General features: G+C 71.0%; 44 protein-coding genes. All 44 read right to left on the reverse strand.

Translation table 11 applies throughout. The annotated features are described in order from the left end of the window. Window positions 1–69: 69 nt before the first annotated feature. The 44 genes from ACLVWQ_RS17525 to ACLVWQ_RS17740 all read right to left on the reverse strand — a co-directional run bounded on the left by ACLVWQ_RS17525 (window position 70) and on the right by ACLVWQ_RS17740 (window position 24,221). Window positions 70–657 carry a hypothetical protein gene (locus ACLVWQ_RS17525; protein WP_414109732.1) on the reverse strand — a complete coding sequence of 196 codons (588 nt, stop codon included), beginning with the start codon at window positions 655–657 and terminating at the stop codon, window positions 70–72. A 9-nt stretch (window positions 658–666) separates the two neighbouring features. Further along, entirely contained in the window at window positions 667–1,182 is a 516-nt protein-coding gene (locus tag ACLVWQ_RS17530; protein WP_414109733.1) for a hypothetical protein, read from the reverse strand. A gap of 7 nt (window positions 1,183–1,189) precedes the next feature. After that, window positions 1,190–2,176, reverse strand: coding sequence for a phage tail tube protein (locus ACLVWQ_RS17535; protein ID WP_414109734.1), 987 nt, complete (start codon window positions 2,174–2,176; stop codon window positions 1,190–1,192). A gap of 3 nt (window positions 2,177–2,179) precedes the next feature. Further along, window positions 2,180–2,398 (reverse strand): hypothetical protein, encoded by a 219-nt coding sequence (locus ACLVWQ_RS17540; RefSeq protein ID WP_414109735.1) that lies wholly within the window; start codon window positions 2,396–2,398, stop codon window positions 2,180–2,182. Between the two features lie 27 nt (window positions 2,399–2,425). Then, window positions 2,426–2,890: a hypothetical protein gene (locus tag ACLVWQ_RS17545; RefSeq protein ID WP_414109737.1), complete on the reverse strand. Its 465-nt coding sequence runs from the start codon at window positions 2,888–2,890 to the stop codon at window positions 2,426–2,428. Further along, window positions 2,890–3,444 (reverse strand): head-tail connector protein, encoded by a 555-nt coding sequence (locus ACLVWQ_RS17550; RefSeq protein WP_414109738.1) that lies wholly within the window; start codon window positions 3,442–3,444, stop codon window positions 2,890–2,892. The genes ACLVWQ_RS17545 and ACLVWQ_RS17550 overlap by 1 nt, the downstream gene beginning before the upstream one ends. A 12-nt stretch (window positions 3,445–3,456) precedes the next feature. Next, window positions 3,457–3,702, reverse strand: a complete 246-nt coding sequence (locus ACLVWQ_RS17555) for a hypothetical protein (RefSeq protein WP_414109739.1) — start codon at window positions 3,700–3,702, stop codon at window positions 3,457–3,459. 64 nt (window positions 3,703–3,766) lie between these two features. Next, window positions 3,767–4,987: a phage major capsid protein gene (locus ACLVWQ_RS17560; RefSeq protein WP_414109740.1), complete on the reverse strand. Its 1,221-nt coding sequence runs from the start codon at window positions 4,985–4,987 to the stop codon at window positions 3,767–3,769. An 86-nt stretch (window positions 4,988–5,073) separates the two neighbouring features. Further along, on the reverse strand, window positions 5,074–5,748 hold the full coding sequence (locus ACLVWQ_RS17565; RefSeq protein ID WP_414109741.1) for an HK97 family phage prohead protease: 675 nt from the start codon (window positions 5,746–5,748) through the stop codon (window positions 5,074–5,076). Between the two features lies 1 nt (window position 5,749). After that, entirely contained in the window at window positions 5,750–6,892 is a 1,143-nt protein-coding gene (locus ACLVWQ_RS17570; protein ID WP_414109742.1) for a phage portal protein, read from the reverse strand. Between the two features lie 13 nt (window positions 6,893–6,905). Then, window positions 6,906–8,360, reverse strand: a complete 1,455-nt coding sequence (locus ACLVWQ_RS17575) for a terminase (protein ID WP_414109743.1) — start codon at window positions 8,358–8,360, stop codon at window positions 6,906–6,908. Window positions 8,361–8,370: 10 nt separating this feature from the next. Next, window positions 8,371–8,646, reverse strand: coding sequence for a hypothetical protein (locus tag ACLVWQ_RS17580; RefSeq protein WP_414109744.1), 276 nt, complete (start codon window positions 8,644–8,646; stop codon window positions 8,371–8,373). A 212-nt stretch (window positions 8,647–8,858) separates the two neighbouring features. Next, the gene (locus ACLVWQ_RS17585; protein WP_414109745.1) at window positions 8,859–9,302 is read right to left on the reverse strand and encodes an AAA family ATPase; all 444 of its coding nucleotides are present in this window, start codon (window positions 9,300–9,302) and stop codon (window positions 8,859–8,861) included. Then, window positions 9,302–9,589: an HNH endonuclease gene (locus ACLVWQ_RS17590; RefSeq protein WP_414109746.1), complete on the reverse strand. Its 288-nt coding sequence runs from the start codon at window positions 9,587–9,589 to the stop codon at window positions 9,302–9,304. The genes ACLVWQ_RS17585 and ACLVWQ_RS17590 overlap by 1 nt, the downstream gene beginning before the upstream one ends. 123 nt (window positions 9,590–9,712) lie before the next feature. After that, window positions 9,713–9,913, reverse strand: a complete 201-nt coding sequence (locus ACLVWQ_RS17595; RefSeq protein ID WP_414109747.1) for a hypothetical protein — start codon at window positions 9,911–9,913, stop codon at window positions 9,713–9,715. 14 nt (window positions 9,914–9,927) lie between these two features. Beyond that, complete coding sequence (locus tag ACLVWQ_RS17600; RefSeq protein ID WP_414109749.1) at window positions 9,928–10,152, reverse strand: hypothetical protein; 225 nt, start codon at window positions 10,150–10,152, stop codon at window positions 9,928–9,930. Between the two features lie 154 nt (window positions 10,153–10,306). Beyond that, entirely contained in the window at window positions 10,307–12,400 is a 2,094-nt protein-coding gene (locus tag ACLVWQ_RS17605) for a cell division protein FtsK (RefSeq protein ID WP_414109751.1), read from the reverse strand. 86 nt (window positions 12,401–12,486) lie between these two features. Then, entirely contained in the window at window positions 12,487–12,651 is a 165-nt protein-coding gene (locus ACLVWQ_RS17610) for a DUF6257 family protein (protein WP_414109752.1), read from the reverse strand. A gap of 3 nt (window positions 12,652–12,654) precedes the next feature. Then, window positions 12,655–12,888, reverse strand: a complete 234-nt coding sequence (locus ACLVWQ_RS17615) for a hypothetical protein (protein WP_414109753.1) — start codon at window positions 12,886–12,888, stop codon at window positions 12,655–12,657. 14 nt (window positions 12,889–12,902) lie between these two features. Then, a complete protein-coding gene (locus tag ACLVWQ_RS17620; protein WP_414109754.1) occupies window positions 12,903–13,325 on the reverse strand; it encodes a transcriptional regulator in 423 nt (140 codons plus the stop codon). A gap of 44 nt (window positions 13,326–13,369) precedes the next feature. Continuing rightward, complete coding sequence (locus ACLVWQ_RS17625; protein ID WP_414109755.1) at window positions 13,370–13,546, reverse strand: hypothetical protein; 177 nt, start codon at window positions 13,544–13,546, stop codon at window positions 13,370–13,372. Window positions 13,547–13,629: 83 nt separating this feature from the next. Next, a complete protein-coding gene (locus tag ACLVWQ_RS17630; RefSeq protein ID WP_414109756.1) occupies window positions 13,630–13,839 on the reverse strand; it encodes a hypothetical protein in 210 nt (69 codons plus the stop codon). A gap of 2 nt (window positions 13,840–13,841) precedes the next feature. Beyond that, window positions 13,842–14,183 (reverse strand): hypothetical protein, encoded by a 342-nt coding sequence (locus tag ACLVWQ_RS17635; protein WP_414109758.1) that lies wholly within the window; start codon window positions 14,181–14,183, stop codon window positions 13,842–13,844. Further along, window positions 14,180–14,356: a hypothetical protein gene (locus tag ACLVWQ_RS17640; RefSeq protein ID WP_414109759.1), complete on the reverse strand. Its 177-nt coding sequence runs from the start codon at window positions 14,354–14,356 to the stop codon at window positions 14,180–14,182. Before ACLVWQ_RS17640 ends, ACLVWQ_RS17635 begins: the two co-directional genes overlap by 4 nt. Continuing rightward, entirely contained in the window at window positions 14,353–15,558 is a 1,206-nt protein-coding gene (locus tag ACLVWQ_RS17645; protein ID WP_414109760.1) for a hypothetical protein, read from the reverse strand. Before ACLVWQ_RS17645 ends, ACLVWQ_RS17640 begins: the two co-directional genes overlap by 4 nt. Further along, entirely contained in the window at window positions 15,555–15,689 is a 135-nt protein-coding gene (locus ACLVWQ_RS17650; RefSeq protein WP_414109762.1) for a hypothetical protein, read from the reverse strand. The genes ACLVWQ_RS17645 and ACLVWQ_RS17650 overlap by 4 nt, the downstream gene beginning before the upstream one ends. Further along, window positions 15,686–15,904 carry a hypothetical protein gene (locus ACLVWQ_RS17655; RefSeq protein WP_414109763.1) on the reverse strand — a complete coding sequence of 73 codons (219 nt, stop codon included), beginning with the start codon at window positions 15,902–15,904 and terminating at the stop codon, window positions 15,686–15,688. The genes ACLVWQ_RS17650 and ACLVWQ_RS17655 overlap by 4 nt, the downstream gene beginning before the upstream one ends. Next, a complete protein-coding gene (locus ACLVWQ_RS17660; protein ID WP_414109764.1) occupies window positions 15,901–16,173 on the reverse strand; it encodes a hypothetical protein in 273 nt (90 codons plus the stop codon). The genes ACLVWQ_RS17655 and ACLVWQ_RS17660 overlap by 4 nt, the downstream gene beginning before the upstream one ends. A 99-nt stretch (window positions 16,174–16,272) precedes the next feature. After that, window positions 16,273–16,488 carry a hypothetical protein gene (locus ACLVWQ_RS17665; RefSeq protein ID WP_414109765.1) on the reverse strand — a complete coding sequence of 72 codons (216 nt, stop codon included), beginning with the start codon at window positions 16,486–16,488 and terminating at the stop codon, window positions 16,273–16,275. 80 nt (window positions 16,489–16,568) lie between these two features. Next, a complete protein-coding gene (locus ACLVWQ_RS17670) occupies window positions 16,569–17,195 on the reverse strand; it encodes a hypothetical protein (protein ID WP_414109767.1) in 627 nt (208 codons plus the stop codon). Then, window positions 17,192–17,377: a hypothetical protein gene (locus tag ACLVWQ_RS17675; protein WP_414109768.1), complete on the reverse strand. Its 186-nt coding sequence runs from the start codon at window positions 17,375–17,377 to the stop codon at window positions 17,192–17,194. The genes ACLVWQ_RS17670 and ACLVWQ_RS17675 overlap by 4 nt, the downstream gene beginning before the upstream one ends. Then, complete coding sequence (locus ACLVWQ_RS17680) at window positions 17,374–17,685, reverse strand: hypothetical protein (protein ID WP_414109770.1); 312 nt, start codon at window positions 17,683–17,685, stop codon at window positions 17,374–17,376. The genes ACLVWQ_RS17675 and ACLVWQ_RS17680 overlap by 4 nt, the downstream gene beginning before the upstream one ends. 86 nt (window positions 17,686–17,771) lie before the next feature. Beyond that, window positions 17,772–18,221, reverse strand: coding sequence for a hypothetical protein (locus tag ACLVWQ_RS17685; RefSeq protein WP_414109771.1), 450 nt, complete (start codon window positions 18,219–18,221; stop codon window positions 17,772–17,774). 48 nt (window positions 18,222–18,269) lie between these two features. Further along, window positions 18,270–18,431, reverse strand: coding sequence for a hypothetical protein (locus ACLVWQ_RS17690; protein WP_414109772.1), 162 nt, complete (start codon window positions 18,429–18,431; stop codon window positions 18,270–18,272). Next, window positions 18,428–19,081: a hypothetical protein gene (locus ACLVWQ_RS17695; RefSeq protein WP_414109773.1), complete on the reverse strand. Its 654-nt coding sequence runs from the start codon at window positions 19,079–19,081 to the stop codon at window positions 18,428–18,430. Before ACLVWQ_RS17695 ends, ACLVWQ_RS17690 begins: the two co-directional genes overlap by 4 nt. Continuing rightward, window positions 19,078–20,097: a hypothetical protein gene (locus ACLVWQ_RS17700; protein WP_414109774.1), complete on the reverse strand. Its 1,020-nt coding sequence runs from the start codon at window positions 20,095–20,097 to the stop codon at window positions 19,078–19,080. The genes ACLVWQ_RS17695 and ACLVWQ_RS17700 overlap by 4 nt, the downstream gene beginning before the upstream one ends. A gap of 33 nt (window positions 20,098–20,130) precedes the next feature. Beyond that, window positions 20,131–21,180 (reverse strand): DNA cytosine methyltransferase, encoded by a 1,050-nt coding sequence (locus ACLVWQ_RS17705; RefSeq protein ID WP_414109775.1) that lies wholly within the window; start codon window positions 21,178–21,180, stop codon window positions 20,131–20,133. Then, the gene (locus tag ACLVWQ_RS17710; RefSeq protein WP_414109793.1) at window positions 21,177–21,407 is read right to left on the reverse strand and encodes a WhiB family transcriptional regulator; all 231 of its coding nucleotides are present in this window, start codon (window positions 21,405–21,407) and stop codon (window positions 21,177–21,179) included. Before ACLVWQ_RS17710 ends, ACLVWQ_RS17705 begins: the two co-directional genes overlap by 4 nt. A gap of 17 nt (window positions 21,408–21,424) precedes the next feature. Further along, complete coding sequence (locus tag ACLVWQ_RS17715; protein ID WP_414109776.1) at window positions 21,425–21,745, reverse strand: hypothetical protein; 321 nt, start codon at window positions 21,743–21,745, stop codon at window positions 21,425–21,427. Next, a complete protein-coding gene (locus ACLVWQ_RS17720) occupies window positions 21,742–22,110 on the reverse strand; it encodes a hypothetical protein (protein WP_414109778.1) in 369 nt (122 codons plus the stop codon). The genes ACLVWQ_RS17715 and ACLVWQ_RS17720 overlap by 4 nt, the downstream gene beginning before the upstream one ends. Beyond that, window positions 22,107–22,697 (reverse strand): hypothetical protein, encoded by a 591-nt coding sequence (locus ACLVWQ_RS17725; protein WP_414109779.1) that lies wholly within the window; start codon window positions 22,695–22,697, stop codon window positions 22,107–22,109. Before ACLVWQ_RS17725 ends, ACLVWQ_RS17720 begins: the two co-directional genes overlap by 4 nt. Beyond that, complete coding sequence (locus tag ACLVWQ_RS17730) at window positions 22,694–22,900, reverse strand: hypothetical protein (RefSeq protein ID WP_414109780.1); 207 nt, start codon at window positions 22,898–22,900, stop codon at window positions 22,694–22,696. The genes ACLVWQ_RS17725 and ACLVWQ_RS17730 overlap by 4 nt, the downstream gene beginning before the upstream one ends. Next, window positions 22,897–23,478 carry a hypothetical protein gene (locus tag ACLVWQ_RS17735; protein WP_414109781.1) on the reverse strand — a complete coding sequence of 194 codons (582 nt, stop codon included), beginning with the start codon at window positions 23,476–23,478 and terminating at the stop codon, window positions 22,897–22,899. Before ACLVWQ_RS17735 ends, ACLVWQ_RS17730 begins: the two co-directional genes overlap by 4 nt. Further along, window positions 23,475–24,221: a DUF2786 domain-containing protein gene (locus ACLVWQ_RS17740; protein WP_414109782.1), complete on the reverse strand. Its 747-nt coding sequence runs from the start codon at window positions 24,219–24,221 to the stop codon at window positions 23,475–23,477. The genes ACLVWQ_RS17735 and ACLVWQ_RS17740 overlap by 4 nt, the downstream gene beginning before the upstream one ends. Window positions 24,222–24,285 lie beyond the last annotated feature (64 nt).

Below are 24,285 nucleotides of genomic sequence, written 5' to 3' on the forward strand. Positions count from 1 at the left end.
GACGGCATCAGGTACTGCCCTCCCCCGCTTGTGTCTGCTGGGCGGCCTGGTGCCGGTCGAGCCAGGCGATCAGGTTGTAGAAGTCGACGACCGTGAGGTTGTCGACGTCTTTCGGCGGCGTGGAGAGGAGGTGTCCGAAGAGTGCGAGGTAGGCGGCTCGGGCGCGTTCGATGTCGGGCTCGGGCTCGTCTCCTCGCCCGGCGTCTCCTCCGGTACCGGCCGGCCGTCCGCCTCGGGGGTCGGCTCTTTTGGGCCCGGCGCCTGCGCGGCCAGGAAGGCACGCGCCCGTTCCGGATCGACGGCCACCTCGTCCAGCCGACTGCCGATGATCTCTTCGACGGTGTCCCAGGGCACTTCCTCATCGGCGGCCGCCAGGGCCGTGGCGATCCACCGCTCGATCTCCCCGTTGTCCATGCGGGACGTCAGCTCCAGGACACCGGGGTCGAAGTCGCCCCACCGCAGGGAGGGTTCGCTGCGCTTGCGGATCACCCAGACGATGCCGCGCATCGCCTCGAGGTCGTCCTCCTGGAGACCGCCGAGGATCTCCTGCCATTTCATGTCGACGGTGCGCTGCACGATGGCCGCCTCGGAGACCTTCAGGCTGCTGGCGTCGTAGTGCTGGGGTTCGCCACCACCGGGCGTGTAGACGACGATCACGGGTTGCTCCTATTCGAGGCGACGGCGCACGTCGTCGGCGACGCGCTCGACTTCACGGGTGATGCGCGGCTGATGCGCGCGGATGGTCTTGTCCCAGAAGCCCTGTGTGGCGCTCTGCTGGGACCAGCGCTTCTTGTTGCCGAACACCGGATGCCTGAGGCGGCCCAGGTCGTTCATCTGGTTCACCGCGCCGACCGGGATGTCCGAGGGCAGGAGGCTCTTGTCGAGCCAGACCTTCGCGCCGGGATTCCCCGTGGTCCGCACGCTGATCCGGATGGCCTGCGCGATGCTCTCTCGGAACGGGCGCGTGGTGGGCGAGGGCCCGCCCCGCTTCCCCGCGCCCCGGCCCGCGGACTGCAGCGACTGGCGCCGGACAGCGTCCTGCAGATCACTGCGCAGCGGCTCCGCTGCACGGCGGATACGGCGGATGTACGACTGGCGGATGTTCTCGTGACCGGCCCGGCGCAGCTTCGCCGCCAGCTCGAGGAGCTGGCCGGTACCGGTTACACGGATCTGCCCGACCACCCCGATCTCACAGGGTGATGTCGGTCGACATGTACTCGATCTTCGGCTGGTTGGTTCCGTCGAACAGGCCCACGTAGTTGAAGCTGGGCTTGACGACACCGAACCCGTCGACGACCGGCGGGCCCTCGTCCAGCCGGATCGCGGGCAGGATCACCCGGAACGTCTCGAAGTGCGTGTCCTCGATCACGGGACCGACGAACTCCCACACCAGGCTCGTCGCGCCGTCCGAGGTGTGCAGGTCGTCCAGGGTCGTGTGGGTGTAGTCCGTCTCGAACGTCCCGGAGATCTTGATCTGGTCGTTCTCGACCGGTTCCTTCTTCAGCCCGGCCTGCCCGGCGTAGAACCGCTCGACATCCTGCGGCCGCTCGATCTTGCAGCTCATCTTGCGGATTCCGTCGAGCGCGGTCTCCGAGCTGTACGTGCCGGTCTTCACCGCCATCTGCCCGAAGTGGTACGGGCTCATGGCGCTGTACGACGCGGCGGCCAGCGACGACGACTCTTCGACATCCCGGGCGTCGATCTCGAACGCGGCGTCCAGCATGCCGCCGACCTCGCACGAGAACTCGGCCGAGATGACCTTGCAGCCCAGGAAGTTCTTCTTCGTCACCGTGCCGGTCGTCAGCGGCACGCCCTTCTGCACCGTGAGCGACTTCCCCGCCACGGACGCCAGAGTGTGGGTCTGCAGGTAGGCCGCCGTCGCCGCCTGCTGAACAGGCGTGACCGACGTCCCCATCAGGGACTGGAGGAGCAGCCCCATGCCCTTGTTGGTGACCTCCAGCTCGATGGAGCCCTGGCCCTCCTTGCGGGTGAGGACCCGCCGCGAGGACAGCGGCAGCAGACGCCCCGCCGCGATGCCCGCCGACTGCGCGGTGGTCTTCTTCAGCGCCAGCGATTCCTTGGTGAACTCGATGAACTTCGTCGGCGCCACGTAGGTGCCGTAGGTCACCTCGGGTGCGATGCCCAGCTGGGCGCCGAGACCGGATCCGATCGCCATGGATCAGCCCTCCGTCTTCTGCGGCTTGGCCGCGGTCATCTTCTTCAGCGGCGCCGGGGGCGCCGCGTCCTTCGGTTCCTCCACGGACTCCCACGTACCGGGCTGGCACACGTAGCCCTCGAACCGGTCGGCGGGGACCTCGACAACTTCGTCCGGCTCGACCGTCCTGCCGAGCTCGGGCACGGTCACCTGCTCGTGTCCCAGGTAGCGCACTCGCGCCATGGCTGTACTCCTTGGATGAGGGGTGGATCAGATACGGGCGCGGCAGGCGACCGTGAACGCGAGACCGCAGATGGCGCCCTCGTTGTGCGACTGCGTCAGGTCCCCGGCGGTGAGCTCCGACCACAGGACGGTCCCGTTCAGGGTCGGCGCCTCCGGTGCGGCATCCGAGCCGCGCAGCGCCTGCTCGACCTCACCGACCAGCGTGAAGACGTCACCGCGCCGCAGCGCCATGTCCTTGTCGCCGCCCCGCGATTCGGCGTAGCAGGCGATCGTGAACGACTCGTCGCGGGTACGGGCCCCGGCCGCGTTGAACGCCTGCTCGAGGCCGACCGCGGAATCTGCGGACGGCGACCAGCCGATGTGGATCCGGCGCCGCTGGGTGAGGTTCACCGCGGTCGGCCCGTCCACGACCGCCACCTCGGCGAGCGCAGGCCGCGCCCGCAGGATGACCAGCAGCGCGTCGACGGCGGCCGGCACCCGGGAGGTCTGCATCACGCCACCCCCGGCGGAACCTTGTACGGCTCCAGCAGCTGCAGGACCCGGTTCGGGATCGCGTAGCCCCAGCCGGGCACGGCCTCCGTCACGGAGAAGTCGTCACCGCCCCCGACACTGGACAGGCCGCGCGACGCCCCGTACTGGGTACGCCACAGATGCTGCAGCAGGATCCGCGCGGCCAGGTTGATGGTGGGCGGCACGCTGCCGCGGCCGGCCGTGTAGACGACGCGCCACAAGGTTCCGGCGAACGAGCCGCCCCGGTAGCGGACGATGCCGGGCCCGCCGTCCAGGACGAGCGCGGCCAGGTCCAGGGCGTCGCCCACCTCCACGGCCGGAGTCACCGACACCAGGGCCACCGCCGGAACGTGGGAGAGACACAGGGAGGCGCCGCGGCCCTCGATCGTCTCGGTGAACTCCCGCGTCTCGACCGGGCCCACGTGCCGCTCGATCGCGGCAGTGAGAGCTTCGACGTACACCGCCAGCTCGGTGTCGTCGCCGGTGCCGTCGATGTCGAGCTGGGCCTTCGCCTCTTCGAGGGTGAGCAGCGCCACCAGGACCTCCGGCTACTTTCCGTCGAGCGAGGACTTCGTCATCGGCTTGCGGCGGCCGGCGGCCTTCTCCGGCTCGCCCGGGTCTGCCGCGTTCTCCTCAGCCGCCTCGCCGCCGTCCTCGTCGGCAAGCTCTTCCGCCAGACCGACGCCGATCATGTACTTGGCCTCACCGTCGGGCAGGTCCTTGATCTCGCCGCGCTCGGGCCACGGCTCGCCGTTGCGGGTGCCGGAGATGGTCACCTTCATACGGACACGCATGTCGTTCCTCTCAGGGGTGCGACGGGCGGCCACCGGACGGCGGCCGCCCTGGGGTGCGGATGGATCAGGACGCCCCGCCGGCGAACACCTTCACCGCGCCGGTCTGGTCGACGAGGAGGCCGTCCGCGCGGATGATCCCGCGGAAGGTCACCAGGTCGGAGTTGAACGCGTAGTCGTCCGAGCGCTCGAACCGCACCCCGCCCGCCATGCGGACGAAGTACTGCGAGAAGTCCCCGAACGCCACAGACTTCGCCGACAGCGCGGGGGCCGCCACGTTCGGGTCGGTGTGCACCGGCTTGCTGAGCAGGGTGTCCGGGGCGCCGAGCTGCAGGGACGGCTGCCACAGGTACTGGCCCTGGCCGTCCTTCAGCTTGCGCGCGGCCCCCAGCGTGGAGTCCCGCATCAGCCAGCCCGCCGACGTGCTGTTCCTGTACGGGGCGATGACCGAGTAGTACAGGTCGATCAGGTTGTCCGCGGTGAACGCACCCACCACGCCCGTGCCGCCGGTCACGCCCGCCGACGCCAGGGTGATGACACCCGACGGCTTGGACGAGCCGTCACCGGTGATGGCGTGGACGCCGAACGCGTTGCCCAGCGCCCGGCCGGCCTGCATGGCCAGGTAGCCCTCAAGGTCCACGCCGGTGTCGTTGAGGAGCTCGGTGGACGCCTGCAGCAGCACGGCGTACTTGTACGCACCCAGGGCGCGCTTGGCGAACGCCGGGTCCGACTCCGTGATCCCTGCGGCCTCGGCGGTGAGCGCGGCGCTGGAGTGCGCCGTCGTCACCGGGATCTCGATGGACTCGCCGGACGACGTGGACAGCACGGTCGGCCCGGCCATCATGATCCCGGACACCTCGATGAGGTGCGCCATGAGCTGGCCGTAGAACGTGGTGGGCACGGTGTTGCCGCCCGCCGTCGCGGTGCCCTTGACGAGGTCACGGAACGCGACCCCCTCCGGCTTCGCCACGTCGAAGCTGCGCTGCTCACCGCGCGCCCAACGGCGCAGCTCCGAGTCCTTGTCGTCCGTCTTGCGGGCGCCCGGCTCCTGCGGCTTGACGAGCAGGTCGGAGAACGCCGCCTCGGCATCCTTGGTCCGCTGAGCCGCCTCGGTCAGGTCCTTCACCCGGACGTCGATCTTGTCGAGGTCCGCGTTGAACGCCTGGTACTTCGACTCCTCCTCCGCCGTGAGGTCCCGCTTCTCCTTCTCCGCCGTGTCGAGCAGCTCCTTGGTCTGCTCCCACACGTTGGCGCGCTTGGCCTGCAGCGCCTTGATGAACGCACTCATCTCGCCCTCCTGGGCATGACGACGACGCCCACGGCGTTGGCCGGGACGTCAGGTGGATGGGGTGTCGAGGTGGGGTTCGCCCTGCCTCAGAAGGTGCGGCGCCGGTTGAGCTCGGCGCGCCGCTGCCGTACCGCCATGACCGGGTGGGTGTCGCCCTGCCCGGCCGGCGGAATGATCGTGGGGTCCGGAGCCCCGAGGAACCGCTTCAGCTCGTCGGCCTCGGCCGCCGCCCGCACCTCGGCCAGGTCCGCGCCGACCTTGGCCGCCAGCGAGCGCAGGCCCGTGGACGTGTCCAGGTAAGCCGGGTCGTTGACCGGGGCCACGTCGACCAGCTGCCCGGACAGCAGCGTCCGCACCGGGAACCCGTCGTCGGTCATCGCCCAGTCGTCCTCGAACGTGAAGAACGCGAAGCTCGACTCGGAGACGTCGCCGCGCTGAACCAGCTCGTACACGTCCCCGCGCGCGGCCGGCACATCGACGCTGTAGTCCAGGCCCGTGCCGTCCGTCTGCAGCCGCAGCGTCTTCCCGCGGGTCGTGCCCAGCAGCATGTTGTTGTCGTGGTTGTAGCGGGCCATCACGCGCGGCCAGCCGTCGCCCTCGCTCTTCGCGAAGAACCCGGGGTCGATGCGCTCGACGAACCCGCCGAGGTTGCGGGACAGCGTGTTGAACTTCGCCGCGTACCCGCCGATCGTCCTGCTGTCTCCGGCCGCCCGGACCTCCACGAGGCCGCGCGTGAACCGACGCTCAGTGTCGCTGTTCACGTCATCCCTCCTTGTCGTCCGACGACAGCGCCAGCGGCGCGTAGTCCTTGCCCTGGCCGCCGGGCAGCGGTGGTTCGTCTTCCAGCCTGCGCAGCTCGTCGATGTTGTTCAGGCCGATCGCGCGGGCGATGCGGTGCGTGCGGTAGCGGGTCAGCGTGTCGGTACGCAGCATCGCGTCCACGTTGAACTTCGCCTCCTCGGTCGGCGGGCGCAGCCAGGAGAACGCGTCCTCCAGGCGTGCCAGCCACGGCCGCAGCGTCCACGTGAGCAGGTCGATGCTGTTCTGCTCGACCGTGGCGTAGGTCAGCGAGCCGCCGGTCTCGCCGCCCACCTTCTCCGGCGGCACCCCGTAGATCGCGGCGATCTGGTTCGCGGTCGCCTTGATGGTCTCCAGGAACTGCGACTCGTTCGCCGGTACGGAGATGGCCCGGTACTTCACGCCGTTGCCCAGCGCCACCACATCCCGCCCCGACGCGGCCTCCTTGAACCGCGCCTTCAGGATCGTCGCCGCGTCCCGGTCGACGACCATGTCCGTCTCCAGGACAGCCGACGGAGTGGAGCCGTTGGCGAACCAGTCCCGCCCGAACTGGTTGGCCAGCAGGCCGGCCTCCGTCGTCGTCGCGAAGTACGCGATCGGCGACAGCCCCAGGATCTGCCCCGGCACCGTGTACGCCGGGATATGGAACAGCTGCCCGTCCTCCAGGCGGCGGCCCTTGTAGTACCAGACCGGCACGGGCGCAAGGTTGTCCTGGACGTGCACGTCGTCCGGGTGCAGCCACTCGATCTGGGACGGCCAGCCGTCCGGCCCCCACGCCACGATCAGCCCGTAGGCGTTGCCACGCAGGGTCAGCGACGTCATGCACCGGTGCAGCCAGTCGTACCGGGTACCGACCGCGGCAGGCCGGCGGAACAGCGGCGGCACCGGAGCCCGCAGCCGGTCCTCCCCATCCGTCCGAAAGCTCTTCAGCGGCAGGGACGCCACCGAGTCCGCGAGCAGCCGCGTGGCCGCGTACACGGGCCCCAGGCGCAGGGCCCGCTCCTGGCTCCCGCCCCGCAGGACCGCCGGGTCCGAGCCCGAACCCCACACGTCCTGATACGTGATCGCACGCTTCAACGCCGTGCGGCGGAAGGGCCACCACCTCATGTCATCACCCTTCTCACCACACGCTCGCCAGAATGTCCTTGGGCTCTTCCACCTCGGCGCCGAGCCCCCACTTCGCGAGGGTCACCGCGACCAGCGGACTGATGTCCACGCCCACGCCACGGCGGGCCCACGCCCACGCATCCCCCAGCGGACGCTGCTGCGCGCCCGCCAGAGCCGACGCCAACGGCGGCTCATCAAGGTGGGACAGCGCCTGCTCGGTCACCGCGTCGTAGAACTGGCCGCACGCCGCGGCCACCTCCCGCGCCTTCGGAGAGACGACCTCCACACCGAGCCGCTCAACCAGGTCCGCGATCAGCGACCCGGCCGGCCCTCCCGCATCCACCACCCAGCAGCGCGGCGCCCACTTCGTGTGGAGCTCCGCCGCGCGGTCCAGGATCCAGCCGGTACCCGGCCGGTGCTCAACCACCTCGACATGCGTGCCGCCCCGCCACCGCCCCGCCACACCGATCGCGGCGTGCGAGCGCTCCGGCGTCATGTCGATCGCGAAGACCACCGAACCCTCAGGCGCCGACGACGCGTCCGCCAGCGCCCGCCACACGTCCTCACCGATGACCTGCCACGTGTCCGTACCGTCCGCCGGATACTCGCCCACCCCGAGCCGCTCACGCGCATACCCGGCCGCACTGAGCGTGGCCCGCTCGTTGGCGACCTTCTCCAGCGTGAGCCGGTACCCGACCCCCGGGTTCGACTTCAGCACCGCCTCGTCCGAGCCGACATCGTCGTGCGCCGTGCAGTCCGCCGGGCACTCGTCCACGTGCGGATCCACCGACCACTCCATGTACGACAGCGACAGGTCCGGCACCCCGGCCTCCAGCGCGGCCAGAGCCCGCCGGCGCAGACGGCCCAGCTGCACGGACGGGCCACCGATACCGGCGCTGCCCAGGTACCAGATCTGCGGATCCTCGACCGCGGCCATCGTCGGCAGCAGCGCGTCCATCTCCGGATCGCCAAGGATCATGTCCTCGTCCATGACGTTGCAGTGCCCGGTGAACCCTCGCCCGGAGCCCTTGCTCCTGGCGATGAACCGCAGCAGCTGCCCGGAGTACAGCTCGATGCCTTCCTCACCGACCGTCTGCCGGTACGTCTTCACTCGTTTGTGCAGGTCAGGAGTGCTACGGATCAGACGCTCGATCCGTTTGAACGCGGCCTTCGCCGTCTTGAACTCGTGCGCCGAGTGGAGGATCAGCTCCTCGCCGCCGATGAACAGGCCCCACAGCTCGCGGGCCTCGATCACACCGCCCTTGCCGTTCTGCCTCGGCACGTTCACCGCGACCTCGAACGACGCCCACGACCCGTCCGGCTTCTCGCCCATGCCGACACGAAGGATGTGCTGCTGCCACGGATCGAGCTTGAGGCCCGCCCGCGCCGCCAGGTCGATCGCCTCCTGCCCCGCAGTGGACGCGAACGGCGGCGCGATCTGGATCGGCGGAGTCTGCCAGCCGTACACGCGGCCCTCGTCAGCCTCCGGCGGCCTGCTCGCGGGCAGCTGCCCGGCGCTTCTTTCGCTGCTCAGCAATGTCATCGACCGTGTCCCCCTTCGATTCGACGGGGGCCAGACGCCGCAGATCGGCCATGATCGAGCGCAGTTCGTGGGCGGCCTTCGCCTTCACCCCGGGCACGTCCGTGCCGTCGATGCCCCGGGCCAGGTCAAGGGCGACGGCAGCCATGCCGGGCGACGTCTCATCGGCGTGAAGATCGCCAAGCTCCTGGGCGATCTTGTCGGTGACGTCCACGGCCACCTCCACTAATTCACTCGAACCCGGTTCGCGGAATTAGCGAGGTGACACAACGTGACGTCACAGAAAGTGACGCCGCTAAAACACTCGAACCGAGTTCGCGCGAATAGCGAGGCGATTTTGACCGCGCAAAAAATCGGGCGAGAAGGGCGTTTGGGTCGCCCGGTCCTGCCCTCAAAAAGTGGGCCGGCACCCCGGATCGATCAAGGTCACCAGGCGCGGGACGCCTGCGGCATCGCAGCCCGTGACTGTCCGCGCCGGGCGTTGTACCAGCGGGCGGCGACCCGTTTCATCTCCGGGTCCCGCATGGCCTCGATGCGCTGCATCACCACGTCGCGCCCGGGGTCGACGGTGACGATGCGGGCTTCGAGCCGCCTGTACTTGGCGCGTGCCTTGGCGCTGGGCATGGTGTGGATGAGGTACACGTCGGTCTTGTCGCGCAGGGTGAACGCCTCGTCCATGGCTGCGTAGCGGGCGCGGTGTGCGACGCGGAGCTGGATGGGGTTCTGGTTCCAGGCGGGGGCGCCGGGTCCGGTGAGCGCTTGGGTGATGCGGTCGAGGTCGATGACCACGTCGGTGGGCTTGGCGTGCGCGTCGATCCAGGTGGACTTGCCGGAGGCCGGCGGACCGGTGACCACGATCAGCACGCGCATCACCACCTTCGTGAGGCTCGCTGCGGCGCGGCCTTGGGCCGCGCGGTGGTGCGGTTGCCGCGGCTGCTGTTGCACCGTCGGTGCGCTGAGCGGGCGTTGGCGGGGTCGAGCAGGAGGTCGGGGCGCTTCGACACGGGCTCGGCGTGGTCGAGGGTGAAGGCGAGGGGGTGGGTGCGGCCGTCGACGTTGGCGGGGATGTTGTGGCCGCAGATCCAGCAGGGGGCGCCGAGGGCTTTCACTGCGGCGACGAGGCGGCGGTAGGGCCTGCCGTTGCGGATGCCGGCCACGGTCACCTCCGTGGCACGACGAAGCCCCGGGGCTCGGGGCCGCCGGGGCTTCGTGTGCGTCTGTGGTGCCCCGTTTCGGGACACAGTTGTTCTCCGAGATCGTGACACTGCTCTGACCTGCGGTCAAGCGGCTGTGCGTGTAGAGCGTTTCGCGGCGAGGGCGCCGACGTCCTGGACGGTGTACCAGGGCTGTCGCGGGGTGCCGCCGGAGCGGGTCAGCTGGCCGCGTTGGACGAGCTTGCGGACGCCCCCGAGGGTGATGCCGAGGGTGCCCGCGGTCTGGTGTGCGGTCAGGAAGCCGGGGCGGATGATCTGTGACTCCATGACCCCATGATGCGTCAGCGGATCCCGGCCTCGTGGGTGCGTCGCCAGGCGTTGTGGGCTCGCCGGCCGACGCGTAGCCGGACCTTCCGGCCGTGGCAGCGCGGGCACGTCCGGGGCTTGCTGAAGCGGGTGGTCTCGCCGGTGCCCTTGCACCTGCGGCAGGGGCCGAACGGTCGGGCCAGGCAGAGTGCGGCGTAGCCGAGGAGCGCGGCGAGCAGGGCGGTCATAGCGAGCAGCATGGGGCGGGTGTCCTCTCCCTGTTCTGGGCGGTTTCGGGGGGCTGGGCGGGGCCCCTGCTAGGCGCTAGGTGCCTGCTCAGGGGCTGTTTCGGGTGCTAGTGGAGGTGCTAGACCTAGCGGGGGCGGGTGCTAGGTCTAGCGGCCGTTGTGAGGGCTACGTGGCCACTCGGTCGGCGGCCCGGCGGGCTGCTGCGGCGGCCACGTCGGCGCGCTTGATGCCGCGCTTCGTGGTGCCCTTGCCGTCCTCTCCGGTGGCCCACACGTCCGCCGTGGCGACGCCCCACGGCTTCAGCGCGGGGGCGACGGACGCGGTCGTCCACTCGCCGTAGACGTCCGGCAGCGTGGCCTTGAGCCGGGCGGCGATCCGCTCGCACCACAGCTGGTCCTCGTCCGCGCCGAACGCCTTGAGGACGTCGCCGAGGACGTCCATGCCGCGCGAGGCGGACGGGCCCTGTCCGAGGGCGTGTCCGGTGACGTTGCCGTAGTCGTCGCGCAGCTGGCGGGCGCGGGCGACGACGGCCTCGGCGGCGGGGCCGTCGACGAACACGGACGCGACGATGGCCGGGTCGTCGCCCTCGCCGGACATCCAGCAGATGCCGCGGTCGGAGCGGGAGAACATGGTGGCGCGGATGCCGGACTTGTAGGCGCCGGTGCCCAGGACCATGTCGTTGGCGGTGTGGCCCATGACCTTGAGGCAGAAGCGGAGCACGGCGTTGGCGGAGATGCCGGGCGGGAGGCTCTTGGCGTCGGGGCGCTGGGTGGCGAACATGCCGACGATGCCGAGGGCGGGGCCGCGCTTGGCGACATCGGTGCAGATGGATTCCAGCTCGGCGCCGTACTTCTCGTGCTCGAAGGGGATCTGGCACTCGTCGAAGCCGACGACGATCGGGTGCAGCCCGAGGCTCTTGTCGTCGGCCAGGGCCGGGGTGACCTTCGACTCGGGGCAGCGCGCTTTGGGCAGGTTGCGGATCACCTTCGCCCGCCGGCGGAGCTCCTCCTTGAGCTCGCGCATGGCGTGCAGGACGTACAGGAGGTCGTCGTCGTCCTCGCCGGTCCGGTAGCGGTGCATGACGGGCTCCAGCGGGCCCAGGTCGCCGGTGCCCTTGAAGTCGAAGCCGTACAGCTCGGCGCGCGGATCGAGGGCGGCGATGAGCAGCAGCAGGCGCAGGAGGAAGGTCTTGCCCATGCGGGGGATGGAGCCGATGACGATCGAGGCGAACATCAGGGTGACGGCCATGTCGCGCATGCGCTGGTCGTTGCCGAACACGACCGGCTTGAAGAGGTCGACCTGTCCGGCCTTCAGGAGCGGCCACGCGGGCTTGGTCGTCTCGTTCATCGGCTTGTCGCCCACCCACAGGATCAGGCGGCCCTCGTGTTCGTCGGGGTCGCCGGAGGGCCACACGCAGCCGAGCTTGCGGCGCAGCCCGGAGGCGAGGGCCTGGCGCTGCTCCATGACGTCCTCGGGGACGACGCCGTAGGGCAGATCGAGGTCGGCGCGGTAGCCGGGTCCGTCGCGGGTGATCTCCGAGGTGAAGCGCATGCCGTTCATGTCGCCGCCCTTCTTGACGGCGGCGGAGATCTTCGCGTTGCCGATCGCGTCGAGGGCGCGCAGCACGATCGTGCCCGTCATCTTCTGCAGCTCGGTGCGCATGACCGCGGGGCCGATGACGGGGGCGTCGGGCTGCTGTCCGGCGTAGCCGAGGGACAGGACACCGCCGGCCGCGAACACGTAGAGGAACTCGGGAGCCATGACGTACAGCCAGAGGGCGAAGCCGAGGCCGAACACGGCGGCGACGACGGTGACGAAGCCGCGCAGGCGGACGCGCCCGGAGCGCAGGCGGGACAGGCGCATGTACTCGTCGACGTCCTCGGTACGGACGGCCCAGTCGCGCAGGGGCGCGGCCTCCCGGTCCCAGATCCACCGCGAGGTCGCGTGGACGAAGCGGGCGGTGCCGCGCGGGGACATCATCGTCAGCTGCACGCTGTACCAGGGGAGCCGGAGGCCGTGGTACGTCGTGGCGTATCCGGCGTGTCCGGCGGCGCGTTCCACGGTGGCGAGGAAGTCGCGCTTGGAGCGCATCCACGGGGCGATGATCGGCCGCCGCTTCTCGGTCGTCACGCCCGGGTCGGGGAGCTTCGGGTTGTCGACGGGGACGCTCGGGGCGGCGGGGGCGTCCTGGGCGTCCTGGGTCTGCGGGACGGCGTCCTCGGGGGCGTCCTGTGGCGTCTTGATCAGGGTGTCGGTCATGCTGGCCTTCCGGTCGTTCTGTTGGGCGGTCCGGGGCCCGGGGACGGCGACTTGCTTGGCGGTGGGACGCCGTCCCCGGGGTGTAGCTACGTGCGGTTGGCGCGCTTCGCGGCGCGGTCCTTGATGCGCTTGATGCGGCGGTCGATGTCGGGCTGGACGGTGAGGCCGGCCGCGGCCCGCTTCACGCCCTGCGCCTCGATGGCGACGATGCGGGCCTTCTCCCAGACGGTGAGCTTCGGTTCCTTCGCCATGGGTCAGGCCTCCGGGGTGGTGTCGGCCGGGGTCTCGTCGGTGTCCGGGAGGACGGCGGCGATGGCGGCGTAGCAGCGGGCGGCATCGGCCCACAGGGCGCCGGCCGCGGCGAGCGGGGCGACCTGGTCCTGGCGTCCGGCCTGGCGGGCGGCGTTTTCCGTGAGGGTGGCCAGTCGTCCGGCCTTGCGTGCTGCGGCCTTGGCCTCGTCGATGTACTGCTGACGGTCGGTCTGCATGCGGTGCTCCCTGGTCAGTTGCGGACGGCGAGGAACGCGGCCACGGCTTCGGCTGCGTGGTGGGTGGCCTGGTCGAGGAGGTACGCGCCGCCGAGCGGCCCGCCGAGGTTGTAGAACGCGGCCTTGCCGGTGGCTTCGGCGGCCTTGCGGACCGGCCAGCGGCGGTCGATCAGGTAGTGCGTGCTCGCGGACAGGGCGAGCGCGGCGGCCATGTTCCGGGGGCGCAGGCCGAGGCGGAGGGCGTGGTTCCCGACGAGGAGCGCGGCGGCCTGGGTCGCGGTGTACGTGGCGACGTGTCCGGCGAGGGCCTTGTGGCCTTCGGTGCCGGGCTTGGCCTTGTGCTGGGCCTGGTGGTCGCTCTGTACCCAGTGGTCTGCGACGTCGGCGGCGACGCGGAGCAGGGCGTAGACGGCGGGGTAGGTGGTGCTGCGGTTCACAGGGTTCCTCTCAGATGTGGCTGGCGTTGCTGGTCAGGGCTCGGTCAGTCCTGGTTGAGCCCGTCGAGGACGTCGAGCTCCCGGTTCATTCCGGCGTGCAGGATTTCGGCGTACTGCGTGTCGCCGGAGAGCTCGGCGCGCTGGGCGGCGGCGGACAGCTTGGCCAGTTCGTCCTGCGTGTTGGCGGTGGTGACGGGTTCGTTGCGGCTGTGGTCCCACATGGCGGGTTCCTCCTGGTCGTAGGCCGGGCTGTCCGGCCCCACCGCACCCCCACGGACGATCCGCGGGGGACGGAAGGGCAGGGTCAGCGGCGGGGGTAGCCGTGTCCGGCAGGCGGGTAGGTGACCCCGTCGTGCGGGTGGACGGCGGCGGCGATGACGGTCTCGAAGTCGTCGAGGTCCGCGTCGCCCATGAGGTCGCCGGTGCGGGTGAGGTAGGCGGCGTCGAGGCCGTCGAGGAGGCGCCCGGTGCGGGCCTGATCATCGGCCTGGGTCTCGCGGCGGCGGAGGGCCATGGTCAGCGCCCCCTCTGGAAGTCGCGGACCATGCTGCGCAGGACGAGCAGGCTGATCGTGAGGGCGACGACGGACAGGGCGAGGACGGCGGCGAGGATCGCGAAGCCGAACACGAGGAACGCGACCAGGACGACGACCACGGTGAGGGCGAGGAGGCCGAGGCATCCGCCGGCGAGGTACGCGCCCCACGGGCGGGCGACGATCGGCTGCAGCGGAACGGTCGGGGCCGCGACTGCGTTGGGCGGGGCTGCGTAGTGCGCCGGTCCGTAGGGGACGGGCGGGGCGTACATGGGGTTCCCGGCCAGGTCGTAGCCGATCTGCTGCCGCTGTACGGGCTCGCTCATGCTGTCCACCCCTTCACGAGGCGGGCGAACGCGGGGTAGAGGGCGTATCCGGCGGCGGCGGTGAGCATGACGGGCTCGGTGATGACGGCGGCGATGATGCCGCAGACGATCGCGAGGAGTGCCGGGTAGGCGACGAGCAGGCCGAGGACGGCTCCGAAGGCGAGGCGCATCATGCGAGCACCCCCACGTGGAACTTGGGCAGCTGGTCGGGGTGGAACAGGTTGCGTCCGGCGGCGTCCTTGGAGTGGACGGGGATGCGTTCCATGGCGACCCAGTTGCGGACGGTGGACGGCTTGATGCCGTAGTGGTCGGCGACTTGGGCGGACGTCATGAGGGGCGGGGTGGGCGGCGGGCCGTCGTCAGCGTCCTGGTCGTCCTGGCCCGTCCCGGGCGGAAGCTCGCGCGTCTTGTCGCCGTCCTGTGCGTCCTCGCGTTCGAGGGTCACGGTGGGCGTCGGGCGGGCGACGACCGGCAGGAGCCGGACCCCGGCCGGGACGACGGCCGGACGCGGCAGGACGCTCAGGACGGCGGGGGACGCGTCGGCGTCCTGAGCGTCCTCGGGGGCGTCCTGGGCGTCCTCGAACGGCGACCGCAGTTCCACCTTGGACAGCGACTGGGCGCCGCGGCGGGCGGCGAGCATCTGCATCATCACGTCCCGCTGTGCGGGGTCCGTACCGACACCGGCACGGGCCACGGCGGCGGCGAGGCGGGCGCGTCCCCAGCGGCCGAGGGCGGGCCGGGAGGCGAGGGCAACGGCGCGGGCGGTCGCCCGGTCGCGGGTGATCTGCTCGGCGCTACGGTCGCGGGTGGCGAGGCCGAGGCGGGAGAGGAGCCGCTCGCGCAGCTCCCGTCCGATGACCGCCGGCAGGGACTGCGAGCCGGTGCCGGGCTTGGCGTGCCGCAGTTCGATGCCCATGGCCAGGTGCCAGAGCAGGGCGGCGAGGACGGGGCCGACGACGGCGCGGACCGTGCCGCCGATGAGCCCGGACTCGGAGTAGGCGGGGATGACCTGCACGCCGGTGATGAGCCAGACGATGACGCCGGGCGCTCCTGGGGTGTCCTGGGTGCGCAGGTTCTGCCGGGCCATGAGGGCGCAGGAGAAAAGGGCGAGCTCGGCGGCGGCGAACATCGCGCCGCGCTCGGCTTCGGATGTCATGCCGAGCTGGTGGGCGGCGAAGTTCCAGGATGTGTCGGCGCTGTAGGCGGTGCAGGCCATCGCGGCGAGCGAGGCGACGACCACGGCGGCCGGGGTGCGGGTGCCGCTGGTACGGCTGCGCTTCACCCACACGGTGACGATGGGGACCATCAGGGCGATGGTCACGGCGACGGCCGCGACGTGCAGGGAGTGGGCCGCGATCCAGGTGAGCGCGTTCATCGGCCGGCTCCCTTCTGGGTGGGGAGCGGCTGCTTGGCGAGGTGGGCTTTGAGTTCGCGGGCCTGGCGGGCGGTGCCGGGGTGCCGGAGGGCGGCGCAGAGGCGGCAGGTGCGCGGGTCGTGGGCGTTCACTTCGCCTCACCCCGCTCGGCGTCGTATGCGGCGAGCAGGGCGCGGACGCGGCAGTCGAGGGCGACGGCGGCCTTCACCATGTCCATGTGGTTGTGGATGTTGAGGGGCGCGGTCTCGGCGATGATCCGGCGGGTGGCGGCGATCTCTACGTCCAGGGAGCAGGGCGCCGGCGGCGTGTAGCCGGGTTCGCGCAGCGGCTCGTGGGCGGTGCTCATCGTGCGGCCACCGCCTCGGCGACCGCGTTGCGGGGGTTGGCGCACTGGCACGTCCAGTAGCCGCAGACGGGGCAGGCGTCGTCACTGTCGTCGTCGATCTTCTGCGCCGTGGCGGGGGTGAGACCGGCGGTCGGGGTGATGGTGCCGGTGACGCCAGCCAGCGTGGCGCGCACCGTGAGGGTGCGGCCGGGCAGGCGGCGGACGAATCCCGCAGCGATGAGGCGACGGCCCGTTTCGGGCACGGCGGTGGGCATGGAAAGATCGGCCATAGCCGGTTCTCCTCCTGGTCTAGTCAGGTAGGCGGTTCGGTCAGGCCCTTGGCTGGCGTTGGCGCGCCGGCCTTGGGCCGTCTTCAGTTGTGGGTGGAGCTACGCCTTCGGCTGCTTGGCCTTGAAGGCGGTGATGGCCCGGTTGATGCCTGCTCGGGTGACCCCGAGCTCTCGGGCTACTGCTGCTTGGGTACCGAGTTCGGCTTCACCGTCGAGGAGGGCTTGTGCCCGTTCGTCGGTGGCCTCTTGGTATGCCTTCTGTGCGGCTTCCTGGTTCCGGACTGCTGCGTCATGGCGCTCTTTCCACGTAGTCACGTCCCTCCTAGTACCGGGAGCGGTGGGTGCTCCGCAACTGTAACCAGGGGTGGCGACACATGTCAACACCCCTGGTTACGTCACGCCGGCTGCTTCGGCTGGTAGTGCAGCAGCAGCAAGAGGTCCTGCTGCCCGGCGTACACGCAATGGCAGGCCCGGCAGCGGAGATTGCTCTCGCCCGCGCGGTGGGTGATGTCGGCCCCGCACACCGTGCCGCGGTCGTCGGTGACGGCGATGCACTGGCCGACGACCTTGCGCCGCGGCACGGGGTCGCCGGTGACGGCGCGAGCCTGGCGCTCGAGGTCGCTCACCTCGCGGGCCAAGTCTCCGGCGGCCGGGTAGTTCTCAGCGATCCACTCCAGCTCCATCGCGAGCCAGCGGCAGTCGGCGGCCAGCGTGTCGAAGGGCGGCGGGGAGTGCTGCGGCCACCGGACGTACTGGACGTCGACCCGCCACGAGTGCACGACCAGCAGCATGCTGCCGCTGGTCATCTCGTCCAGCACGGACTCGTTCAGCGGCGAGCGGGGGCCGGCCGCGCTACGCGTCGACACGATCTCGCCGAAGCCGCGGGCCCGCGGCACGAGGCACTGCACGAGTTCGTCGTGCAGCGTGGGGAGGTCGGCCAGGCGCTCGGCGAGCCTGATCGTGTCGTGCTGGCAGAGGTAGCGGCCGCTCGCCTCGGCGCCGCAGAGTCCGCAGAGGGTCACGCTGCTGCCTCGCTGACGTCGCTCATGTGCACCGGGGTGGGCCGCTTCGCGTTGGGCACGCCGACGGAGGCCGCCAGGTCTGCCCAGTGCCGGTCTTGGTCTTGCTTCGTCCACACGCTGTGGACGCCGGGCGACGGTCGGGTGGGGATCTCCTCGAGGAGGAGTCGCTCAAGGGGTGTCACGCGAGGATCTCCTTCGCTTCCTGGATGCGGCGGGGGTGGGCGTCGGTGAGGGCGCGGCCGTCGTCGTGGCACGGGATGCCGGGTTCGACCTGGCAGGTCGGGCAGCAGGCGGTGAGGACGGTCCACGCGGTGACGCGGGAGGCGTGGGGCTTTTCGAGGACGCGGCCGTTGACGCGGACGATGCAGGACTGGTGAGGGCGGGCGTGGCAGGGCTCGTGTGGGCAGGGCACGGAGCGGGCGGGGTGTGCGCGGGCGCGGAGGCCGTGGCGCAGGGAGGCGGGCATCGGGGCCCCGGGGCGGACGCTCATCGCTACTCCTGGGTGAGAGGGTCGGGACACCGGCCGCCGCTGCCGGTTCGAGCGGCAGCGGCGGCCGGCTGGGTGGGTGGGGTGCATCAGGACTCGTCGGACTCCCACGCCTTGATCGCGACGCGCACCGCGTCAGCCGGGTGCCAGTACGGGGCGTGGCCCTCGGGCGCCGGGGTTCCGTTGAGGAGCGCGCGGGCGGTGGCTGCCACCACCTCCGGGTGAGACCAGAGGCCGAGGCTCGGCAGGAACTCCGGCTCGGTGTTGCCGCCTTCGGAGCGGGGACGGGCGTACTGCCACTGCTCAGCGGGGTGGTCCCAGAACAGGAACAGGCCGCCGGTTTCGTCGTCGGTGTCGTCGTCCCAGGCGATGACGGCGTTGAGCATCGTGGTGCAGCCCGCGTCGTCGCCGGTGGCGTAGGGGTCGATCTCCGCGTCGGACGTCCAATAGGTGTAGGGCTCCATGCCTGCGGCGGTGAGCGCGTCGACGACAGCGGTGATGTACGGGTCGTGCGGGAGCGGAGCGGTCTGCACGGTCATGGTTTGTGGCCTTTCGGCTGGTCGGGTTGGGTGTGGTGCTGACGCCGCTCAGACGGACACGGCGGGCTGCGGATCGCCGGGCTCGGGCCTGCCGGCCGTGGCGGCGGGTGTGTGTCGGGGGCAGCGCCAGCCGCACGGGTAGAGGCGGGGGCGGCGCAGGGAGTGCGGCGGGGTGGGGACGTCGCAGCCGGGGCGGTCGCGGCGTTTCACGTGGCGGGCTCCTGCATCTGCGCCAACTGCTGGAGGTAGTGGGCGCGGCGGTGCTCCTCGTCGGCGCGGGTGGTGGCCCGGTCGGCGACGGGCCCGCCGGTGGCGGCGGTCCGGCGTGCGACGTGCGGCTCGCGTTCGCGGGGCGCCCGCCCGCCGACGGCGGGGGTTTTGCACGGGCGGCCGATGGCGGCCTTGCACTGGGGGCAGTCGATGCCGAGCGGGCCGGGCCGACGGACAGCGGCCACGGAGCCGTCAACGGACGGCAGGGCGGCCTTCACGGAGGCGATCAGCGCTGCGACGGGCCGACGCTTCAGGTGCTGCCCGTCGGCGGCCCTGGTCCGCTGCTGCCGCACCGCGGCGAGGTAGGCGGGCACGTCGTCGGGGTCGGCGTCGGGGATCTCGGCGGGCAGGCCGGGACCGTGGATATCGACGGCGGCGTCGGAGCGCTGCGCGGTGATCTCGTCGATGATCTCGGCGGGGCTGACGAACGGCTGACGGCGGGCGACCGCAGCCGCAGCAGCACGGGCGGCGGCGAGCGGGTAGTCGCCGATGACGTCGTGCCACGCGTCGGGGGTGTACTCGTCGAACTTCTGCTGCGGGCACAGGGCTCGCACGTAGCGGGCCAGGACCACGGTCTCGTCGGGTGTCATGAGGGCTCCTGCATGCGGGCTCGGGCTCGGGCCATGGCGCGGTCGGCCCAGTCGTCGGTGTCTTGCTGCTGGCGGGACTTGCCGAGGGCGACGACGTGTCCGCCTTGCTGGGCGGTGAGGACGTCGGTGCCGGGGGCGGGTGCGTCCGGGAGGGAGCGCCAGCCGGGGAGGAAGTAGCGGCCGGAGCGGGGCCGGGAGCGGGCGCCTTCCGCGCTGGCCGTCGCTGAGGCGACCAGGGCGGGCAGTCCGCAGCGCTGAATGAGGACCTCGATGAGGACCCACTCTCCGGGCTGGAGGTCCCAGCCGACACCGATCAGGCCGGCGGCGGTGAGCGCGTCGACGAGAGGCACGGACGCGGCGGGAATTCGGGGCCTGTCTCCGATGCGGGGAGGCTCGTCGGAGCCCGCTCGCGTAGCTAGCTGTCTTTCCTCCTTCTCCTTCTCTGAAGGAGAAGGAGGGTTAGGACGGGACGGGGTGCCGTTACTAACGGCGTTACGAATCGCTGTGACCTGCGACTCTTCGCTTTCTTCGGCGCCTGTTTCTCGCGCCGTCGTGTCGTCGTCGTGTCGCGTTGCTGTCGTCGTCGTGTCGTTCGGGGCGTTCTCGGCGTCACGCGTAACGCCGTTACTCGGGGTGTTACGAGGGGCGTTAGCTGCCCCCTTCGACGAGCCGTCCTTGCTGGCTCGCTTCCGCTCACGCCACGCCTTCTGCCGGGCGGCGTTCGCGGCACGCTCCGCCTGCACTTGCTCGCGGTCGCGCTGGTACTCCAGGTAGTCGTGGATCTCCCAGCCGCCGTCGACGCGGTCCCACAGCCGGGCCTCCACCAGCTCCCGCGCCGCGGCCTTGATGCCGCGGACGCGGGCGACGATGGGGAGTTCACGATCGAGGATCATGCCCTCGGTGAGGTTCTCGGCGGACCAGCAGAGCGCCGAGACGTACAGCCGGAAGGCGCGGTCGGACAGCAGGTCGACCTTGCGGTTCGAGGGGAACCGGTCGTCCAAGCGGACCCAGGGCATGAGAGCTTCTCTCGGTGGTTCGGATGGGGCTGGTCAGGCGGCGGACGTGAAGGTGCCTGGGGCAGCGCGGGCGTAAAGAACCCGGAGTGCGGCGGCGGCCTGTTGCGGGACGACCCCGTTGCCGAGCGCTTTGAGCTGCTGGGTGCGGGTCAGGCCGGGGACGTCGGTGACGTGGCCGGCGGGGAGGCCCATCATCCATTCGACGAACGCGGGGCTCAGCCGTCGCCGATCGTCAGTTGCCCAGGGGGCGGGGCGGCCCGTCGCTTCTTCCCAGCGCGCGATGGCTGGGGTGAATTGGCCCCAATCCTGTGGGCTACGGCTGGCAAGGCCAGGTCGCCCTTGCTGCCTCGCTGATTCGGGCCGCCCTTCTCTCCGTCCGATGCGCGAGGAGTGGGCAGCAGTAGCCGTGTGGCGTCCGTGAGCGTCATTCCGTTCCCGCTGCCGTAGGGGGTTCCGTCCGGCCGGAAGTTCGCTGTGTCCCGGGAGTCCGCCACGATCGGTGTCGGCAGGAGACTGACCGTGGTCCGTAGGTCCAGGCCGCCATCCCCGTGCGCTCCCGTCCCGTTCGTGTCCGAGGTTCGCGGCGTCGGCAGCAGTGGCGACGATGAAGAGGCGCTTGCGCTGGTGCGGAGCGCCGACCTCGTCCGCGCGTACAAGGCACCACTCAACATCGAACCCGAGGCGGGCAAGGTCAGCGAGGACGACGTCGAATCCGAGCCGAAGGTGCCCCGCGACGTTCTCAAAGATCGCGACTCGGGGTCGAAGAACCCCAAGGGCACGGGCAATGAACGGCCAGATGTGGCGGGCATCGTCGGTTCCTTTTCGTTGGCCGGCGGTCGAGAACGGCTGGCAGGGGTAGCCGCCGCACACCACGTCGACCGGGCCGTACTGCCGCAGGACGCGGCCCCAGTGGGCAAAGCGCAGGTCGCCGATGTTCGGGGTGGTGGGCCAGCGGTGGGCGAGGATCCGGTTCGCCCCGGGGTCGATGTCGGACACCCATGCAGTGGTGCCGCCGAAGACGTCTTCCACGGCCTGGTCCAAGCCGCGGTAGCCGGAGCAGAGGGAACCGATGCGGATCGTCATGCCGCCTGCTCCTTCGTGGTCTTGGCACGCTTCTTGGGGACCTGAGCGCCCCACATGCCGTGACGGGAGGTCTCGCACAGGTCGCCCTCAAGCGCACGAGCGTGGGCCTCGCACTGCGGGCGGACCGGGCACCGGCCGCACACACTGCGGGCGTCGCGGTAGCTACAGCCCTTGCCCTCGGGGTGGAAAAGATCCGGGTCGGTCTGCGCGCACAGGGCGGCGTCCATCCAGGAAAGGTCGCGGCTCACAGTCGGTCCCCCTTCGGCTGGTCGTCGCGCACGGCGGCGCGCAGCCGGTCCAGGCCGGCGGGGTCGACGGGCGGCGACCCGAGTTCTTCGAACAGGTGCGACACGCGGGCGAAGTAGCCGTCGAGGTGTGCGTCGAGGTCCTCGAGAAGACGCAGCGCGTCGGGGCCGACGTCGTGTCCGTCGTCCGCAGTACGGGCCGTGGCATCGGCGATGAGCCGGGCGCGCTCCAACGGCCCACGGAGAGCACTGCGTACCCGCCAGGCGCAGAACGTGGCGCCGACCACGCAGATGACGGTGACGAGCCGGTCGGCGCTCATGCTGCGCTCCGGCGGTACTCGGCGGTGCCCTGCCAGGTGCGGCAGATCGAGGAGTGCACGGTGGCCCGCTTCGACTTGGCGTAGCTGCGGGCCTCGATGACGCCCGCCGCGGCGGCGGCCTGGAAGGCGGGCCCCCACCGGTTCGGGCTGTCGGGCTCGTCGACCAGGCCCTCGGCGATGAGGTCGGCGGCCTGGAACTCGGTGCCGCGGCGCGCCATCAGGGCGATGGCGGCGGCGCAGGCGTCCGCCCACTCGATGGTGGTGTTGGCCTGGGCGAGGGCCATGCCGTTGGCCTTCGCGTTCTCCCCGGCGGCCGGGCTGATGACGCCCTGGACGGGCTCGGGAAACTGGAGCTGCTGGGTCACTGGTTGATCTCCCGTCCACAGGCACACAGGACGTGTCCGTCCTCGGCGGTGGTGAGTTGGCGCCAGCGGTGGAAGGGGCACGGCGGTACGAGTGCGGCCCCGGTCGGGTGCTGGACGATGGCGTAGCGGGGGTTGTACGGGCCGCCCATGGCGCGCAGCGGCTGGTGGTCACCGCAGGCGCGGCACTGCCCGACGCGACCGCCGGGCAGCGCCTCGTACATAGAGGTGCGAGAGGCGGGGCAGTTCTTCGGTGGGTCGATGTCGCGCGGGGAGAAGAGCAGGAGCCGCCCGGTGGGGCTGGCATCCTGGCCTGCCCCGGCGGCGCGTCCCTCGCAGGTGCCGCAGACGGGCTCTCCGGCGGGCGGCTCGTCGGCAGCGAGGAAGGCGCCGGCCCTCTCGCTGCCTCCGATGCCGTAGCCGCACCATGCGCCGTAGACGACACGGTCCTGCGGGTACCGACTCCCGGAGCGGGGCCGGTGCCAGCGGCTCATCTCGCGGGTGCGGACGAACCGCGGGCCCTCGGTCAGCGCCTCAATGTCCAGGCTGACAGGGCTGCTCGTCGTGGGCGGGAACAGGGCGACGGTCACCGTGCCCTCCGTGTGTGGCGGTGGTGCTGCGGGGCGGGGTGATCATCGGGCGGGGTGTGGCCGTGGCGGGCCCAGTGCGGGGTGTGCTGCTGCCGGAGACGGTCGGCCGCACGGGCGACCAGGGCCGGGACGTCGGTGACGACGAAGGCCAGCCAGGCGGCCCACACGGTGGCGGCCCACAGCAGCCACTCGATCCCGGTCACTCGTCAGCGTCCGAGGCGTCGAACGCGGGCGTCGACCGGTGCTCGCGGCGCCACCGGTACCGGGGCTTCGCCGACGGGTTCTCGCGCCACTCGATGGGGCCGTGGCACTTCCTCATCGGGTTGTGCATCCACTCGCGGCGGAAGGCTTCAGCTCCACAGCCGGGGCAGACGACGAGCGGGCCGATCTTCGACTCAAAGCGCTTGGCCCTGAAAGCGTCCTGCCGCTGCCACCGGTCCGGGCGCTCAAACTCCAGGGACCCGTCCAGTACCTCGGAGCCGTCGAGCGACAGGTCGGTGGGGTCATCACCCCAGTAGGCGAGCGCCTGATCCTCGGTCTCCGCCGTCACGAAAACGACCCGGGTGACGGTCTCCGTGACGATGATCGGGAAGCTGCGCTCCATCACGCCCCACGCGTTGCGCGGCGTCTGATCGTCCAGCAGTTCCTGCACGTCCCAGTCGGGCTCGCTCGGCTGAACGCGCGGCCACCGCTGACCCAGGTAGCTGTGATCGTCGCGGTGCTTCAGTTCCAGGTCGCAGTCCGCGAAGGTCTTGCTGGGGTTCGGCTCGCCGCACTTCATTTGCCACCGCCCAGCGCGCGGCGTCCGCCCGCGATGCCGGTCTGCCCGATGTTCGCCGTGCGGCCGGCGGCGCGTCCGTCCTGGTAGCCGCCACCGCGGAAGGTGGTGCGGCGCTTCTTCAACTTGCCGTACTCGGCGGTCACGCGCTGCTCGATGACGGCCGTGCGATCGGCCAGTACCAGGGCCGTGCTCGGGCCGGAGACTTCCTGTCCGGGCCGGGTGGCTTCCGCGACCGCGCGGGCCTCGGCCTCTTTGATCCGGCGCACCACTTCACTGCGGAAGCCGATGATCCAGGACCGCCGGTAGGCCCGCGTGTTCTCGTAGTACGGGACCTCTACGTGTGCGAGCTGGTGGGTCATCTGCAGCAGGAGCGAGGTGTACAGCATCTCGGCCCGCTCAAGGTCGGACTCGTAGCCGAACATGTGGACGCGGTGGCCCATCGGTCCGGAGCGCAGGACTGCCTGGCCGCGCAGCGCCGTCACGATGCCGGACACCAGGGACTGCTTCTCTCGCGCCCAGGGGTCGGTCATGGTCACGATGCGGTCGGCGGGCGCGTCGGTCTTGGCACCGGTGCTGGCCAGCATGGCCTGCTCGATGCCGTACTTGGCCATCAGCTCGGTGGCTTTCGCAGTGAACGCCTCGGCCTCGGCTTCGGTGCAGCCGGGGTCTTCAGCCTTCGCCAAGAGGGCGCGGACCTTGGCGAGCAACGACTCGTTCGGCTGGGCGGTAGTCTCCGTAGACACGGTGACCTCTGCTTTCTGTGATGGGTTGAGGCGCCGGTCGGGGGCTGCTCGGGCCGGGAAGCTG

Source organism: Streptomyces sp. CWNU-52B (assembly GCF_047444975.1).
Lineage (GTDB): Bacteria > Actinomycetota > Actinomycetes > Streptomycetales > Streptomycetaceae > Streptomyces.

Bases quoted from the DNA above. Each gene is read 5' to 3' on its own strand.
- ACLVWQ_RS17705 (WP_414109775.1), bottom strand. From the start codon at position 21,180: ATGACGATCCGCATCGGTTCCCTCTGCTCCGGCTACCGCGGCTTGGAC.
- ACLVWQ_RS17540 (WP_414109735.1), bottom strand. From the start codon at position 2,398: ATGGCGCGAGTGCGCTACCTGGGACACGAGCAGGTGACCGTGCCCGAG.
- ACLVWQ_RS17535 (WP_414109734.1), bottom strand. From the start codon at position 2,176: ATGGCGATCGGATCCGGTCTCGGCGCCCAGCTGGGCATCGCACCCGAG.
- ACLVWQ_RS17735 (WP_414109781.1), bottom strand. From the start codon at position 23,478: ATGAAGTGCGGCGAGCCGAACCCCAGCAAGACCTTCGCGGACTGCGAC.
- ACLVWQ_RS17715 (WP_414109776.1), bottom strand. From the start codon at position 21,745: ATGAGCGCCGACCGGCTCGTCACCGTCATCTGCGTGGTCGGCGCCACG.
- ACLVWQ_RS17640 (WP_414109759.1), bottom strand. From the start codon at position 14,356: ATGATGCGCCTCGCCTTCGGAGCCGTCCTCGGCCTGCTCGTCGCCTAC.
- ACLVWQ_RS17570 (WP_414109742.1), bottom strand. From the start codon at position 6,892: ATGAGGTGGTGGCCCTTCCGCCGCACGGCGTTGAAGCGTGCGATCACG.
- ACLVWQ_RS17585 (WP_414109745.1), bottom strand. From the start codon at position 9,302: ATGCGCGTGCTGATCGTGGTCACCGGTCCGCCGGCCTCCGGCAAGTCC.
- ACLVWQ_RS17545 (WP_414109737.1), bottom strand. From the start codon at position 2,890: ATGCAGACCTCCCGGGTGCCGGCCGCCGTCGACGCGCTGCTGGTCATC.
- ACLVWQ_RS17700 (WP_414109774.1), bottom strand. From the start codon at position 20,097: ATGCCCTGGGTCCGCTTGGACGACCGGTTCCCCTCGAACCGCAAGGTC.
- ACLVWQ_RS17615 (WP_414109753.1), bottom strand. From the start codon at position 12,888: ATGCAGACCGACCGTCAGCAGTACATCGACGAGGCCAAGGCCGCAGCA.
- ACLVWQ_RS17600 (WP_414109749.1), bottom strand. From the start codon at position 10,152: ATGCTGCTCGCTATGACCGCCCTGCTCGCCGCGCTCCTCGGCTACGCC.
- ACLVWQ_RS17605 (WP_414109751.1), bottom strand. From the start codon at position 12,400: ATGACCGACACCCTGATCAAGACGCCACAGGACGCCCCCGAGGACGCC.
- ACLVWQ_RS17655 (WP_414109763.1), bottom strand. From the start codon at position 15,904: ATGAGCACCGCCCACGAGCCGCTGCGCGAACCCGGCTACACGCCGCCG.
- ACLVWQ_RS17630 (WP_414109756.1), bottom strand. From the start codon at position 13,839: ATGGCCCTCCGCCGCCGCGAGACCCAGGCCGATGATCAGGCCCGCACC.
- ACLVWQ_RS17560 (WP_414109740.1), bottom strand. From the start codon at position 4,987: ATGAGTGCGTTCATCAAGGCGCTGCAGGCCAAGCGCGCCAACGTGTGG.
- ACLVWQ_RS17680 (WP_414109770.1), bottom strand. From the start codon at position 17,685: ATGAGCGTCCGCCCCGGGGCCCCGATGCCCGCCTCCCTGCGCCACGGC.
- ACLVWQ_RS17635 (WP_414109758.1), bottom strand. From the start codon at position 14,183: ATGAGCGAGCCCGTACAGCGGCAGCAGATCGGCTACGACCTGGCCGGG.
- ACLVWQ_RS17685 (WP_414109771.1), bottom strand. From the start codon at position 18,221: ATGACCGTGCAGACCGCTCCGCTCCCGCACGACCCGTACATCACCGCT.
- ACLVWQ_RS17555 (WP_414109739.1), bottom strand. From the start codon at position 3,702: ATGCGTGTCCGTATGAAGGTGACCATCTCCGGCACCCGCAACGGCGAG.
- ACLVWQ_RS17660 (WP_414109764.1), bottom strand. From the start codon at position 16,173: ATGGCCGATCTTTCCATGCCCACCGCCGTGCCCGAAACGGGCCGTCGC.
- ACLVWQ_RS17645 (WP_414109760.1), bottom strand. From the start codon at position 15,558: ATGAACGCGCTCACCTGGATCGCGGCCCACTCCCTGCACGTCGCGGCC.
- ACLVWQ_RS17625 (WP_414109755.1), bottom strand. From the start codon at position 13,546: ATGTGGGACCACAGCCGCAACGAACCCGTCACCACCGCCAACACGCAG.
- ACLVWQ_RS17710 (WP_414109793.1), bottom strand. From the start codon at position 21,407: ATGGACGCCGCCCTGTGCGCGCAGACCGACCCGGATCTTTTCCACCCC.
- ACLVWQ_RS17595 (WP_414109747.1), bottom strand. From the start codon at position 9,913: ATGGAGTCACAGATCATCCGCCCCGGCTTCCTGACCGCACACCAGACC.
- ACLVWQ_RS17695 (WP_414109773.1), bottom strand. From the start codon at position 19,081: ATGACACCCGACGAGACCGTGGTCCTGGCCCGCTACGTGCGAGCCCTG.
- ACLVWQ_RS17610 (WP_414109752.1), bottom strand. From the start codon at position 12,651: ATGGCGAAGGAACCGAAGCTCACCGTCTGGGAGAAGGCCCGCATCGTC.